The 14,840-nt window shown below is 67.0% G+C and carries 12 protein-coding genes; 8 read left to right on the top strand and 4 right to left on the bottom strand.

What is annotated here, in order from left to right:
- The first annotated feature begins 51 nt into the window (after window positions 1-51).
- From BCO18175_RS16900 to BCO18175_RS16885, 4 genes are all read left to right on the top strand, one after another.
- The gene (locus BCO18175_RS16900) at window positions 52-1,101 is read left to right on the top strand and encodes an LLM class flavin-dependent oxidoreductase (RefSeq protein ID WP_174982618.1); all 1,050 of its coding nucleotides are present in this window, start codon (window positions 52-54) and stop codon (window positions 1,099-1,101) included.
- A gap of 7 nt (window positions 1,102-1,108) precedes the next feature.
- Entirely contained in the window at window positions 1,109-2,461 is a 1,353-nt protein-coding gene (locus BCO18175_RS16895; protein WP_174982616.1) for an LLM class flavin-dependent oxidoreductase, read from the top strand.
- Between the two features lie 64 nt (window positions 2,462-2,525).
- Window positions 2,526-4,316: an amino acid ABC transporter permease/ATP-binding protein gene (locus BCO18175_RS16890; RefSeq protein ID WP_174982614.1), complete on the top strand. Its 1,791-nt coding sequence runs from the start codon at window positions 2,526-2,528 to the stop codon at window positions 4,314-4,316.
- A 34-nt stretch (window positions 4,317-4,350) separates the two neighbouring features.
- The gene (locus BCO18175_RS16885) at window positions 4,351-5,286 is read left to right on the top strand and encodes an ABC transporter substrate-binding protein (protein WP_174982612.1); all 936 of its coding nucleotides are present in this window, start codon (window positions 4,351-4,353) and stop codon (window positions 5,284-5,286) included.
- A gap of 106 nt (window positions 5,287-5,392) precedes the next feature.
- Here BCO18175_RS16885 and BCO18175_RS16880 read toward each other — a convergent pair whose 3' ends face one another.
- Complete coding sequence (locus BCO18175_RS16880) at window positions 5,393-6,487, bottom strand: LLM class flavin-dependent oxidoreductase (RefSeq protein WP_174982610.1); 1,095 nt, start codon at window positions 6,485-6,487, stop codon at window positions 5,393-5,395.
- Between the two features lie 52 nt (window positions 6,488-6,539).
- Window positions 6,540-7,505 carry an ABC transporter substrate-binding protein gene (locus tag BCO18175_RS16875; RefSeq protein ID WP_174982609.1) on the bottom strand — a complete coding sequence of 322 codons (966 nt, stop codon included), beginning with the start codon at window positions 7,503-7,505 and terminating at the stop codon, window positions 6,540-6,542.
- A gap of 301 nt (window positions 7,506-7,806) precedes the next feature.
- On the opposite strand from BCO18175_RS16875, the gene BCO18175_RS16870 reads away from it, so the two are divergent.
- Window positions 7,807-8,724, top strand: coding sequence for an alpha/beta hydrolase family protein (locus BCO18175_RS16870; protein WP_174915573.1), 918 nt, complete (start codon window positions 7,807-7,809; stop codon window positions 8,722-8,724).
- Entirely contained in the window at window positions 8,721-9,152 is a 432-nt protein-coding gene (locus tag BCO18175_RS16865) for a MarR family winged helix-turn-helix transcriptional regulator (RefSeq protein ID WP_174970095.1), read from the top strand. The genes BCO18175_RS16870 and BCO18175_RS16865 overlap by 4 nt, the downstream gene beginning before the upstream one ends.
- A gap of 51 nt (window positions 9,153-9,203) precedes the next feature.
- Here BCO18175_RS16865 and BCO18175_RS16860 read toward each other — a convergent pair whose 3' ends face one another.
- Both BCO18175_RS16860 and BCO18175_RS16855 read right to left on the bottom strand, forming a co-directional pair.
- The gene (locus tag BCO18175_RS16860) at window positions 9,204-10,160 is read right to left on the bottom strand and encodes a Rieske 2Fe-2S domain-containing protein (protein WP_174982606.1); all 957 of its coding nucleotides are present in this window, start codon (window positions 10,158-10,160) and stop codon (window positions 9,204-9,206) included.
- Window positions 10,161-10,178: 18 nt separating this feature from the next.
- Window positions 10,179-11,345 (bottom strand): Rieske 2Fe-2S domain-containing protein, encoded by a 1,167-nt coding sequence (locus BCO18175_RS16855; protein ID WP_174982604.1) that lies wholly within the window; start codon window positions 11,343-11,345, stop codon window positions 10,179-10,181.
- Between the two features lie 121 nt (window positions 11,346-11,466).
- Between BCO18175_RS16855 and BCO18175_RS16850 the strand changes: the two genes are divergently transcribed.
- Both BCO18175_RS16850 and BCO18175_RS16845 read left to right on the top strand, forming a co-directional pair.
- On the top strand, window positions 11,467-12,366 hold the full coding sequence (locus BCO18175_RS16850; protein ID WP_174982602.1) for a LysR family transcriptional regulator: 900 nt from the start codon (window positions 11,467-11,469) through the stop codon (window positions 12,364-12,366).
- A 402-nt stretch (window positions 12,367-12,768) separates the two neighbouring features.
- Window positions 12,769-14,829, top strand: coding sequence for a TonB-dependent receptor (locus BCO18175_RS16845; protein WP_254608102.1), 2,061 nt, complete (start codon window positions 12,769-12,771; stop codon window positions 14,827-14,829).
- Window positions 14,830-14,840: the final 11 nt, after the last annotated feature.

Below are 14,840 nucleotides of genomic sequence, written 5' to 3'. Positions count from 1 at the left end.
CTCACCGTCCATTCCCGCTCACTTCACGCTCACGCAGGAACGCCGCCCACCATGTCTTATTCGCTTTCGTTGCTGGACAAGAGTCCGATCGCCGACGGCGCGAACGCCGCCGATGCGCTGCGCTTCACCACGACGCTCGCGCAACGCGCCGAACAGCTCGGCTACGAGCGTTTCTGGGTCGCCGAACATCACGGCACGCCGGCCTTTGCAAGCTCGGCGCCGGAGATCGTCGTCGCGCATCTGCTCGCACATACGTCGCGCATCCGCGTCGGCTCGGGCGGCGTGATGCTGCAGCACTACAGCCCGTTCAAGGTTGCCGAGACCTTCAAGGTACTCGCCGCGCTCGCGCCGGGCCGCGTCGATCTCGGCGTCGGCAAGGCACCCGGCGGGTTGCCGCTGACCACCCGCGCGTTGCAGTGGTTCCACGACAAGGCGCGCAAGCCGGACTTCGCGGGCCTGTTGGCGGAACTCGATGCGTTTCTCGGCTGGGGCGTCGCCGAGGATCACCCGCTCGCCGGTGCCGTCGCACTGCCCGTGCCGCCGCAGCCGCCCGAACGCATCCTGCTCGGCGGCTCGCCGGACAGCGGCGCACTCGCCGCGCGCAACGGCTGGCGCTTCTGCTACGCGGGGCATTTCAACGGCGACGACGCGAACCTCGAACGCTCGCTGGACGCGTACCGCAGCGCGGGCGGCACCCGGCCGCTGGTCGCGCTGTACGCGGTGGCCGCGCCGACGCGCGACGAGGCCGAGCAACTGATCGGGCCGCTGAAGATCTTCAAGCTGCAATTCGCGGGCGGCCAGAGCTTCAATCTCGCCAGCGCGCAGGCAGCCGCCGAGTTCGCGCGGCAGAGCGGCGCGTCCGACTACCGGATCGACGAGCTGCGCCCGACGGTGCTGGCCGATACGCCCGAGCGTGTGCACCGCGCACTCGATGCTCTGAGCCGGCGGCTCGACGTCGATGCGTTCGTGATCGATTCGCCGGTGACCGACTACGCGGCGCGGCTCGCATCGGCCGAATGGCTCGGCGGCGCGCTGTCGGCTACACCGTTGCAGGCGGCCCTCGCGGCCGACGGCTCCCTCTCCCCTGACCAGAACGCGTAACGCTCCCATGACGACCCGACGATCGATCCCCTTCGGCCTGATGCTGCAAGGCGCAGGCAGCCACATGAACGCATGGCGGCACCCGAGCAACCCGCCGGACGCGAGCATCAACCTCGATTTCGCGATCGGCATCGCGCGCAAGGCGGAAGCCGCCGGCATCGCGTTCGCGTTCGTCGCGGACGGCCTCTACATCAACGAGAAGTCGATCCCGCACTTCCTGAACCGCTTCGAGCCGCTGACCGTGCTGTCGGCGCTCGCGGTCGCGACGAAGAAGATCGGGCTCGCGGGCACGATCTCGACGTCGTACAGCGAGCCGTTCACGGTCGCCCGCCAGCTCGCGTCGCTCGATGCGATCAGCGGCGGGCGCGCGGGCTGGAACGTCGTGACGACGCCGCTCGAAGGCACCGCGAAGAACTTCGGCAAGGCGCATCCCGATCACGAACTGCGCTACGAGATCGCCGACGAATACCTCGACGTCGTGCAGGGCCTGTGGGACAGCTGGGACGACGACGCCTTCGTGCGCGACCGCGCGTCCGGCCGCTTCTTCGATCGCGACAAGCTCCATACGCTCGACCACCACGGCCGCTTCTTCCAGGTCGCGGGCCCGCTCAACATCCAGCGCTCGCCGCAGGGGCAGCCGGTGATCTTCCAGGCGGGTTCGTCCGACACCGGCATCGGGCTCGCGGGCAAGTATGCGGATGCCGTGTTCACGCATTCGCCGTCGCTCGACGAAACGGCCGCGTTCACGCGGCGCGTGAAGCAGAGCGCGATCGAGCACGGCCGGCAAGGCAGCGATGTGAAGATCTTCCCCGGCATCGGGCCGATCGTCGGCCGCACGGCGGCCGAGGCCGAGGACAAATACCAGGCGATCCGCAACCTGCTGACGATCGACGAGGCGCTCGCGTATCTGGGCCGCTATTTCGATCACCACGATTTCACGCAGTACGCGCTCGATGCACCGTTCCCGGAACTCGGCGAGCTCGGCCGCAACAGCTTCCGCTCGACCACCGACCGGATCAAGGCCGACGCGAAACAGCAAGGCCTGTCGCTGCGCGAGACGGCGCTCGCGGTCGCCACGCCGCGCCCGAACTTCATCGGCACGGCCGAGCACGTCGCCGACGAGCTGATCCGCTGGCACGACGCCGGTGCCGGCGACGGCTTCATCCTCGGCTTTGCGGTGCAGGCGCAGGGGGTCGAGGATTTCGTCGAACTCGTGATCCCGGCGCTCGAGGCGCGCGGCCGCTACAGCCGCGATCTGCCCGGCGCGACGCTGCGCGACCACCTCGGCCTGCCGCGCAAGGCCAGCCGCCATGCGGTGCCTGGCGCGTCGCACGAAACCGCGGCCGAAGCGCACGCCTGACACCCGCCGCCGCGCCGCCCGTGCGCGGCGCGCCCGCCCGACCGATTCGAGGATCTCCACCGACATGAGCGACACGACCCACCTCGGCGGCGCGCTGCCGCCGCTCTCTTCCCCCGGCGCGCGCGACGCCGGCACGCGTTTCCGGATCGTGCCCGCGCGCCACCGGTCGCGCACGGTCGGCACCGTGCTCGCCGTCGCGCTGATCGCGATCGTCCTGCATTCGATTCTCGGCAACCCGCAATGGGGCTGGCCGGTGTTCGCCGAATGGTTCCTGTCGCCGCCGGTGCTGTCGGGGCTCGCGCGCACGCTGGTGCTGACGCTGCTCGGCGCGGTATTCGGCCTCGTGCTCGGCGCGTTCGTCGCGCTGGCCCGGCTGTCGCGTTCGCGGCTGCTGTCGGCGAGCGCGTGGACCTTCGTGTGGCTGTTCCGCTCGATTCCGCTGATCGTGCTGCTGCTGATTCTGAACAACCTCGGCTACCTGTACGAGCATGTCCGGCTCGGCGTGCCGTTCACCGACATCGTGTGGTTCGACACGCCGACGACCGACCTGATCAGCCCGTTCCTCGCGGCCGTGCTCGGCCTCACGCTGCACCACGCGGCGTTTTCCGCGGAGGTGATCCGCGGCGGCATTCTCGCGGTCGACCAGGGCCAGCTCGAAGCGGCCTCCGCGCTCGGGCTGCCGCGCGGCCGCCAGACTACGCGAATCGTGCTGCCGCAGGCGATGCGCGCGATCCTGCCGACCGCGTTCAACGACCTGATCATGCTCGCGAAAGGCACGTCGATGGTCTACGTGCTCGCGATGCCGGAGCTGTTCTATACGGTGCAGGTGATCTATCGCCGCAATCTCGAAGTGATTCCGCTGCTGATGGTCGCCACCGTCTGGTACCTGATCATCCTGACCGTGCTGTCGGCCATCCAGGTGCAGGTCGAGCGGCACTATGCGCGCGGGGCGCTGCGCAACCCGCCTCCGTCCGTCATCACGTTCGCGCTTGCGCGCCTCGGCGTGCTGTGGCGGCGTGTCGCGTCCCGTCACGCGGCATCGGTCGCGCGGCCCCAGGACGAGAAAGACGCCGCGACCGTCGTAGCTCCACGCGCCGGCGGCGAAGTGGCCGTGCATGGCGTATCGAAGCAGTTCGGCATGCAGCGCGTGCTCGACAACGTGTCGTTCGTCGCGCCGCGCGGCAGCGTGACCGTGATCGTCGGGCCGTCAGGCTCGGGCAAGTCGACGCTGCTGCGCACGATCAACCATCTCGAGCGCGTCGACGACGGCTTCATCGACATCGACGGCGAACTGATCGGCTATCGCCGCGACGGTGACGTGCTCTACGAACTGAAGGAACGCGACGTGCTGACGCGGCGCACGGCCGTCGGGATGGTGTTCCAGAACTTCAACCTGTTCCCGCACCTGACCGTGCTCGAAAACCTGGTCGAGGCGCCGGTCGTCGTCGGCGGCGTCACGCGCGACGCGGCCGAACGCATCGCCCGCTCGCTGCTCGCGCGCGTCGGTCTCGCGGATAAGGCCGATGCGTATCCGCGCCAGTTGTCCGGCGGCCAGCAGCAGCGCGTCGCGATCGCGCGGGCGCTCGCGCTGCGCCCGAAGGTGCTGCTGTTCGACGAGCCGACGTCGGCGCTCGATCCCGAGCTCGTCAACGAGGTGCTCGACGTGATCAAGGAGCTGGCGCGCTCGGGCACGACGCTCGTGATCGTCACGCACGAGATCGGTTTCGCGCGCGAAGTCGCGGACAACGTTCTGTTCATGGAGCGCGGGCGCATCGTCGAGGCCGGGCCGCCGGCCGTCGTACTCGACGCACCGACGCATCCGCGTACGCGTGCGTTCCTGTCGCGGGTGCTGTGATGCACGCCGCTCCCGACCTGCGAGGTGCCGCACGATGACCGACCGACGCCAGTTCATGACCGCCGCGCTGGTCGCGGCAGCGGGTAGCCTTCCATGGCACGCGGTGCATGCAGCCGCCGCGACCGCGGATCTCGATCCGCGCCAGGCCGGCCGCATTCGCGCAACACGCGATGACGCCGCCGTTCGTGAGGCGGCCGGCTACCGCTGGGTACGCGACGGCGCGTTCACGGTCGCGATTTCACCGCATGCGCCCCCCGTGTCGACCTACGCGACCGATGCGCGCACCGTGGTCGGCGCCGATCCCGACTATGCGCAACTGGTCGCCGACGCGCTCGGCCGCACGCTCGTGCTGCTGCCGATCGCGTGGGCCGACTGGCCGCTCGGGCTGACGTCCGGCAAGTACGACGCGGTGATCTCGAACGTCGGCGTGACCGAAAAGCGCAAGGAGAAATACGATTTCACGACCTACCGGCTCGGGCTGCACGGTTTCTACGTGCGCACCGGCAGCCCGATCGAGAAGATCGCCGAGCCGAAGGACATTGCCGGCCTGCGCGTCATCACGGGCGCGGGGACGAGCCAGGAGCGCATCCTGCTCGAATGGAACAAGCGCAACGCGGCACAGGGGTTGAAGCCGGCCGAGCTGCTCTATTTCGACGACGATGCGGCGTCGCGCGTCGCGTTGCTGTCGGGCCGCGCCGATGCGGAGTTGAACCCGAACGCGTCGCTCGCGTACGAGGCCGCGCGCACCGGCAAGATCCGCCGCGTCGGCGTCGTCAATGCAGGCTGGCCGGCCAACGCCGACGTGGCGATCGCGACGCGGCGCGGCAGCGGGCTCGCGCCCGCGCTGACGCTCGCGACGAACGCGTTGATCGGCAACGGCCGCTACGGGCAGGCGCTCGCGCGCTGGGGCTTGCAGAGCGAAGCCATTGCACGCGCGGAAACCAATCCGCCGGGGTTGCCGTCGTTCTGACCGCGTCGAAACGTCGGCGACCAAAAATGACATCGCCCCGGCATCCCGTAACGGAAATGCCCGGGCGAATCACGGAGGCCGCGTACGTCGTTGCGCCGCGATGCGTCTACGCCAGCACCGCCGCGTGATACCGGTCGAGTTCCGCGACCTGCGCATGAATCGCCGGAATCAGGTCGCGCCCGTAATCGAGTGCATCGTCGAGCGGATCGAACCCGCGAATCAGGAACGTCGATACACCGAGCCGGTAATACGCGCCGAGCGCCCGCGCGACCTGTTCGGGCGTGCCGACCAGCGCGGTCGAATTCCAGCGCGCGCCGGTCAGGTTCGCGACGCCCATCCACAGCCGCTCGTCGAGCACGTCGCCCTGCGCGGCGGCCGCCATCAGCCGCTGCGAGCCGGCATTCTGCGGCGCATGGCCGGCGATCGGCTGGCCATTTGCGAGCCGTGCCGCGCGCACGCGCTCGCGGATCGCCTCGGCCTTCTCCCATGCGGCAGCCTCGGTGTCGGCAACGATCGGCCGGAACGACACGCTGATGCGCGGCGCACGCCCGAACGGCGCGGCGGCAGCCCGCACCCGCGCGATCTGCTCGCGCACCGACGCGAGCGGCTCGCCCCACGTCATGTAGACATCGGCATGCTCGCCCGCGACCGCCAGCGCGGCCGGCGACGAACCACCGAAATAGATCGGCACGTGCGGCCGTTGCGCGCCCTTCACGAGCGGCGACGCGCCACGCAGCCGGTAAAACGCGCCGTCGTGGTCGACCGGCACATCGGCCAGCCAGATCCGTTTCAGCACGTCGAGATATTCGCCGGTGCGGCGGTAGCGCGCATCGTGCGACACGAAATCGCCGTCGCGCTGCAGGTCCGCATCGTCGCCGCCGGACACGACATTCAGCGCGAGCCGGCCGCCGCTGAACACGTCGAGCGTCGCGATCTGCCGCGCGGCGGCCGACGGCACGATCACGCCCGGCCGGTGCGCGAGCAGGATGCGGATGCGTTCGGTCGCGGCGGCCGCGAACGACGCGACGATGAAGCCGTCCGCCGCGTTGCTGAAATGGCCGACCAGGATCTGGTCGAAGCCGGCGGCCTCGTGCGCCTGTGCGAAGCGGCGCACGTAGTCGGGCTGGACGGCCTCGCCGCCCGGTACGTCGACCTCCGCGCCGGGCGTCGCGGTGATCATGCCGATGATGTCGACTGGCATGTCGGATTGTCCTTGTGGTTCTCGATCGAAAATCGCGGCCGGGATGGCCCGCTTACTGCGCGGCGGCCGTCTTCTGCACGGGCGCGGCGAACGCGCCCGCATACGAGCGGTCGAGCAGCTTCGACGTGTCGTATGCGGCCGGGATCACACCGGCCTTGTGCAGGAAATCGGCCGTGTTCTGCGCGTCCTTCGCTGCCGCCTCGTCGACCGGGCCGACGCGCTGCTTCGCGTTGTTGAGCCAACGGTACGCGACGTCGGGTTCGAGCTTCGCGCGCTTTGCCCACAAGTCCGCGTATTCACGCGGATGGCTGTCGACCCACTGGCGCGCGACAACGACGCGCCGCAGGAAATCGGTGATCTCGGCGCGCTTGCCCGAGGCGGCCTGCTCGTTCGCCGCAACGAAACTCAGCGCCGGCATCAGCCCCTGCGCGGTCGTCACGGGCCGCGCACCCTGCCGCAATGCGAGCGTACTGACGAACGGCTCCCACAGCGACACGGCGTCGACCGAGCCGTTCGCGAGCGCGTTGGTCGCATCGATCGGCATCAGGTACGCGTACTTGACCGAATCGGCGCGCAGCCCCGCGTGTTCGAGCGCACGCAGCACGAGCTGCTGGCTCCATGCGCCGCGCCACACAGCGATGGTCTTGCCCTGCAGGTCAGCCACGGTGCGCACCGGCGAATTCTTCGGGACGAGGATCGCGACGCCGTCGAGGCTCTGCCGCGACACGGCGACGACCTTCACCGGCGCTCCGCGCGCGGCCAGCGTGAGCAGCGCGGAATCGCCGAGGAAACCGACGTCGATCGCATTGCCGTTCAGCGATTCGGCAACGGGCGCGGCGGCCTGGAAATGCTTCCACTCGATCGTGTAAGGCAGGTCCTTCAGCACACCGGACGCCTCCATCGACGCCTGGATGTTGAAGTAGTTCTGTTCACCGACGCGCAGCGTGACGGTGTCTTTGGCCATACCCGGCTGCGCGGCAAGCGCCAGCAAGAGTGCCGTGACGATTCGGCTCAGCAACGTGATCTCCCGTAGGGTTGGCGGGCGGCCGCGCGATGGCGGCGCCTCGTGTTCCGCCTTGCACGACGGCCGGCGGAACGGATGGAACCGGTGAAGATACGTCGATCCGCTTCATGAAACAAACGCAATATTATTCTATGCAAAGATGCAAATATTTTATGAAGTGACCGGTATCGCCTGATGCCGCCTGCCGCCCTCCCGGGAACCCGGTTCGAATGAATCCTCGACAGATATTTCGCGCGCGAAATAAATCACGGACTATATTTCGCATACGAAATAACTACCCGTGACGAGGATGGCCATGACCTCCCAACCCATCGAGTTTTCCGCCGCCGACGGCTACGCGCTGCACGGCACGCTGTGGTCGCCGGACGCGCCGCCGCGTGCGCTGGTGCTGATCCATCCGGCGACGGCCGTGCCGGAGCGGCTGTATGCGGGCTTCGCGCGCTTCCTGACCGAACGCGGCTTCGCGGCGCTCACCTACAACTATCGCGGCATCGGCGCGTCGCGGCCCGCGCGCCTGGGCGCGCTGCAGGCCCGCATGCGCGACTGGATGGAACTCGACGTGGGCGCCGCGACCGCGTGGGCACGGCAGGCGTATGAAGGGTTGCCGCTGCTGGCCGTCGGCCATAGCGTCGGCGGGCATGCGATCGGGCTGTCCGCCGCTACGCCGCACCTGCGCGCGGCGGTGCTCGTCGCCGCGCATGCGGGCAGCACGCGGCTGATCACGCAGGCGGCCGAGCGCCTGAAGGTGAGGCTCATCCTGCGTGTACTCGGCCCGCTGATGTCCGCGCTGCTCGGCTACGTGCCCGGCAAGCGGCTCGGGCTCGGCGAGGACATGCCGGCCGGCGTGTTCCGCGAATGGAGCCGCTGGACGACGCTGCCGCACTATTTCTTCGACGATCCGACACTCGGTGCGGCCGAGCGTTACGCGAAACAGCAGTTGCCGATCCTCGCGCTCGGCTTTGACGACGACCCGTGGGCGAACCCGACCGCCATCGGGCTGCTGGTAAGCTATCTGACCCGCGCGGCGGTCGAACGCCGCCAGATCGATCCGCACGCGGCGGGCAGCGGCCCGGTCGGGCACATGGGCTTCTTTCGCAGCCGCCCCGGCACCGTGCTGTGGCCCGACGTGGCCGACTGGCTCGCGCAGGCGCTGGACACGCCGCGAGCCGCGGGCCGTCCCTCCCTTTCCATTGCAGCCGGGAACCCAGCTTGAGCGAAGACCGACGACTGTTTTTCATGTTGAACATCGGCCAGCGGCGCGTGCAGCGCTGGATCGACCGCAAGGCGGAGACCGAGACCCGCGCGAGCGCCGCGCAGGCCGGCGCACTGTTCTGTCTCGCGAAACAGGATGGCGCGCTGATCGGCGAGATCGGCGCCGCACTGCAGCTTGCGCCATCCGCGATGACGGGGCTTGCCGACCGGATGGCGAAAGCCGGCCTCATTACGCGTCATGCCGATTCGGACGACGGCCGCGCGACACGGTTGTACCTGACCGACGACGGCCACGCGGCGCTCAAGCGTGCACGTGTGCTGCTGCGCGAGCTGAACGGCAAGCTGTGCGACGGGTTTTCCGACGACGAACTCGATGTCGTCGCACGCTGGCTGCATGCGTTGCAGGACCGGTTTCCGGCGGAACGCTGAGCGCGCGACGCGGGATTCGCACCAGCCGGCCCCGCCTCGCGCGTGCCACGCTCAGTTCGCCGGCAGCCGATCCTCGAAGAACTGCCGGTACCAGTCTCGCAACTGGAACAGCGGACCGTCGCCGTCGCACAACAGCGGTGCCGCACGATAGATCTTCCGGCGCCACAACACGACATCCTGATCGAACGCATCGTGCGCGTAGCGCGCGTATTCCTGCGCGATCGCATCGGTGTCGGGCAGCGCGGGATCGCGCTGGATCTTGATGCCGTAGCAAACGTCCACGTGCTCGGTATCGATCGGCGTATGGATGTTCACCTGCTTGCTCGCGTAGGTTCCCTCCATCGTCACGTGCATCACGGCCGGGCCGTAATAGGTTGCTTCGGTCGTGAGCTGCTTGCCGAGCGTCGGATGCCCGCCGATCGTCGAGCGTTGCGACGCGACGTGACCATCGAAATGCACCGAGATGTCCTCGATCGGCGAGCCGTGCACGTAGGTGAAATGCGGCGCATCGACGAGGTTCTCGATGATTTCCTTGCCCTGCGTGCGCACACGCCACCGCTTGAAATACCACCGCGTCCAGCCGTCGGCGCCGTTCATCGCGGAATCGACCGGCAGTTCCCATGTCGGCGACCCGCCGGCCGGATCGAACCACATGTGAACGATCTGGTTGACCTCGCGCACCGGATGCGCGGCCAGCGCGCCCTCCTTCGCCTTGATCGGAATGCGCTTCGCGTAGGGCACGTCCACGCACGCGCCGGTTTGCGAGAAACGCCATTCGTGGAACGGACAAACGATCGTGTCGCCCTGACACCGACCGTCGCCCAGATGCGCGCCGAGATGCGGGCAGAACGCATCGAGGATCGATACCTGTCCGCTCTCGCCGCGAAACGCGACGTATTCCCGGCCGAAATAGCTCAACGACTTGATTTCGCCCGGTTTGATCTCATCAGAAAATAGGACTGCGAACCAGCCTTTCGGGTATTTTCCGGAGAAATAATCCGATGTCATACATGTCTCCTGTTTTATTTACTTGCCAGACGTTGCCGCTTCCTGCTGCACCTTCGCCGCCCCTCGCACTTCGTCGAACGAGCGAACGATCCGGACGGGATCCTGGCGGTCGAGATCGAAGCCGTGCTCTTCCATCACCCACTGGCGCGTGTCCTCGCGACGACGGGTCACGTAGACGTGCTTGTCGGCGATCGACGGCGGAATGTCGCCCCGGTCGACATAAAACTGCTGATACCAGTCGCGCAGCTGATAGACGGGGCCGTCGCCGTCGCAGAGGATGGGATTGTCGACCCGCGTCTTCTGATCCCAGATGCGCAGATCCTGAAAGAAGGTTTCCTGCCCGTTCGCGATGTACGCGGCGATCAGTTTCTGGTTCTCGGAAAACGAGAGTTCCGGAACCGCCCGGACCTTCATCCCGAAATGCATCATGAACTTGTCCTGATGAATCGGCACGCTGCCGATCATCATGATGCATTCGAGGCGATGCCCCCACATTTCCGCGTCCATGTCGGCGATGACATACGACGGGCCGTAGTAGTAAGCGATGCTGCGCAGACTGTCGCCGGTTCCGATCAGCTGATTGCCGCCCGTCAGCATCTGGCAATACGTATGCCCTTCGGCAACGTTGATGAAGCTGCTCACGGGAGAGCCGTGAACCGGTTCGAAATGGTAGACGTCCGACAGATTGTCGATCAGCTCGCGACAATTGGTATTCGCCGGCCGGCTGATGACGACCCAGTCCGACCAGCCGGCCTCATTGCAGCACCGATGCGGCGGAATCCGTTGTTCGTCGATGGACGGCCTTTCTTCGTGATCGTGCCAGACGAACAGCAATTCGTTTTCGATCATCGTTTCCCATTCGCGAATACGCGCCTTCATCGGAATGCGCGACGCATAGGGAATATGCTCGCAGTGGCCGCCGTCGCCCCACTGCCAGGAATGAAACGGACACTCGAGGTTGTTCCCCTTGACCGTCCCGAGTGCGAGATTGGCGCCCATGTGCGGGCACACGCCGTCGAACACCCGAATTTTTCCGTCTTCGCCGCGATACGCCACCAGCTTCGTGCCGAATGCTTCGAGACTGGCGATTTCGCCGGTGCGAATATCGCGCTCCAGTCCGAAGCAGTGCCAACCACGTGCGTATCGAGTCGGTGTCCAGGAAATGATTTTTGCATAATGCGGCATTCAAGGCTCCTGCATGTTGATTGAACGGTTCAGTAACTATCTGGTCGCATAGTTCGATACACTTTGGCCAAGTGTAGAGAACGCCGAACAACCAGAAAATGAGTTTATTTGCACCCCCGCCATGCAAAAACACACACATACCGCAGTCAAGTGGGATGACCTTCGGTATTTCCTCGCCGTCGCGAAATCAGGCTCCTATCTTGCTGCCGGAAAGGTGCTAGGCGTCGACCGGACCACCGTCAGCCGGCGCGTGGACGTGCTGGAAAAATCAGTGGGATCGCAGCTGTTCGTGCTCGACGACGGCGGTTTTCAGTTGACGGTCGCCGGGCGCACAGTGCTGTCGGTCGCCTCACGCATGGAGGAGGAAGCGAACCTGCTGTCCACGCTCCGGCAACGGACCCACGGCGGGATCGATGGCACGGTGCGGCTCGCCGTTTCCGCATCGCTCGGCGATGCATTCATTGCCGACATCGTCGCGTTTCATCAACGCAACCCGTTCGTCAATCTCGAGGTGAGCAATGTCGGCGATCCGCTTGCGGTCGTGACGGAACGAAGCGCCGATCTCGGCATCTGCGTTTCGCACGAAGCCCCTGCACGACTCGACAGCGTGGCACTCGGCGAAGTTGAAGTTGCAGTCTACGGCCCTGCCGGATGTCGCGAGCCGGAGATAACCGGAACCTGGGTCGGCTGGAGCGGCGACATCCCGAAGCCGTTCGCTGACTGGCTGCGCGAATACGCGCCTCACGACGCGCGCGTCAGCACCAAGGTCAATTCATGGGATGCGCTCAAGAGCGCGGTCCTGTCCGGCGGAGGCGTCGCGCCGCTGTGGTGCATGCTCGCGGATCGCGAGCCGGGCCTCGTCCGCGTGTTTCCCGACGCGAAAAAGCACTATCTGACGCTCTGGCTGGTATCGCATGAAAGTGCCAAGCGCAATGTGGCCCAGCAGGCGGCGTGGCTATTTCTCACTGAACAGCTCCGACGGGCGTTGCGCACTGACGATCGGCCCGCGAGCAGTCCATGACGGACATCGCTGTTGGGCTCACCTCGCCCGATGTTTTTTCGCGGCGCGCCTGAAACCTGAAAGACCGGTCGCATCGTCACGACCGGACGCGCACACGACGCGTCCATTGACGCGCCCGGCAGCTCATCACGCCACCATCAAGCCAGCGCCGATCGCGTCATCCTCCATTTCGATCCCCCGACGGAAATCTTGCGACTGGTCTCGATGTTGCTTGGATTATGTAATGATATAACATATCATTTCGCGTGCTCGTCCGCCTGACGCCGTTCCACTTTGGGTGGTCGAGCCTCGCCGAGCCATATTCCAACGGGTCACTGCGCGTCGCATACGCAACAATATATCGTATCCAGCCGTGATCCGCATCGCTCGTTATCCGATCCGATTCCAACCGATTCACCGACCATGCGCGACCTCCCTCGTCTACCGCTTCGCCCGCTCTCGTCCCTGTCGCTGATGCTGTTCGCCGCCGTCGCGCACGCGCAGACCGATACGCCGCCGACCACCTCGCTCGCCCCGATCTTCGTGACCGCGAACCCGCTCGGCGACAACGAACTGATCGCGCCGACCGTCCAGCTTTCCGGCGATGCGCTGACGCGCCGCCAGGCCGATTCGCTCGGCGAAACGCTCAACGGGCTGCCCGGCGTGTCGACCACCACCTACGGGCCGATGGTCGGCCGCCCGATCATCCGCGGGATGGACGGCGACCGGATCCGGCTGCTGCAGAACGGCGTCGCGGCCTACGATGCGTCGTCGCTGTCGTACGACCATGCGGTGCCGCAGGATCCGCTGTCGATCGAACGCGTCGAGATCGTGCGCGGCCCGGCCGCGCTGCTGTACGGCGGCAACGCGGTGGGCGGCGTCGTCAACGCGATCGACAACCGGATTCCGCGCGAAGCGATCCAGGGCGTGACGGGGGCGCTCGACGCGCGCTACGGCGGGGCGAACTCGGTACGCGCGGGCGCCGCGCAGGTCGAAGGCGGCAACGGCCGCTTCGCGTTCCATGTCGACGCATTCGACCGCGAAACGAGCAAGCTGCGGATTCCCGGCTACGCGCGCAGCGGCGCGCAACGCGCGATCGACGGCCCCGACACGCCGCAGCCGGAAGGCAACGTGCCGAACAGCGACGGCCGCGTGCACGGCGGCGCGGTCGGCGCGTCGTACACGTGGGCGGACGGCTTCGCGGGGCTGTCCTACAGCGGCTACGAATCGAACTACGGCTCCGTCGCGGAAAGCGACGTGCGGCTGCGGATGCGCCAGGAACGCCTCGCGCTCGCGTCCGAGGTGCGCAACCTGAGCGGGCCGCTCACGAAGCTGAAATTCGACTTCGCGTACACCGACTACCGCCACAAGGAAGTCGACAACGGTGAAACCGCGACCACCTTCCGCAATCGCGGCTACGAGGCGCGCATCGAGGCAACCCATCGCAAGATCGGCCCGTTCGAAGGCGCGATCGGCGTGCAGTTCGGCCAGAACACGTTCTCCGCGCTGGGTGACGAGATGCTCGTGCCGTCCACGCGCACGAACAGCGTCGCGCTGTTCGGCCTCGAGGAATGGCAGGTCGTCCCGGCGCTCAAGCTGAGCCTCGGCGGCCGTTTCGAGCACGTGAAGGTCGATCCCGATCCGGCCGGCGTCGAGAAATTCGCGGGGGCTCAGCCACGCGAATTCAACGCGGGCAGCCTGTCGGCCGGCGCGCTGTTCTCGCTGACGCCCGTGTGGTCGGTGGCGGCCAACGTCGCGTACACCGAACGCGCGCCGACCTTCTACGAGCTGTATTCGAACGGCCCGCACGATGCGACCGGCCAGTTCCTGATCGGCAACCCGAACGCGTCGAAGGAAAAGGCCGTGTCGACCGACCTTTCGCTGCGCTATGCGAGCGGCCCGAATCGCGGCAGCGTCGGCGTGTTCTACAACCGCTTCTCGAACTACCTGGCCGAGTACAACACGGGCCGCGTGGTGAACGACGACGGCGAACCGGTCGCGCCCGGTACCGATGGCTCGCTGAACGAGGCGATCTACCGCGGCGTGCGCGCCGAGTTCTACGGCATCGAGCTGGACGGCAAGTGGCGCGCCTTCGCGCGGCGCGGCCATACGGTCGACCTGGAACTGACGGCCGACTACACGCATGCACGCAACGTCGACACGGGCCAGCCGCTGCCGCGCATCGCGCCGCTGCGCGCGACGCTCGCGGCCGACTACGGTTACGGCCCGTTCGGCGCGCGCGCGCAGCTCACGCATGCGTGGTCGCAGCATCGCGTGCCCGACAACGACTTTTCGACGGACGGCTACACGTCGCTCGGCGTGATGCTGACCTACAAGTTCCGCGTCGGCCCGACGCACTGGCTCACCTACCTGCGCGGCGACAACCTGACGAATCAGGAAATCCGCTATTCGACCTCGGTCGTGCGCGGCTTCGCGCCTGCGGGCGGCCGCAGCGTGATGGCCGGGCTGCGCACCACGTTCTGACCCTCTCATGG

Source organism: Burkholderia lata, assembly GCF_902499335.1.
Taxonomy (GTDB): Bacteria; Pseudomonadota; Gammaproteobacteria; order Burkholderiales; family Burkholderiaceae; genus Burkholderia; species Burkholderia lata_B.
The sequence above is the reverse complement of the archived record's forward strand: the minus strand, read 5'-3'. Positions and strand labels throughout refer to the sequence as shown.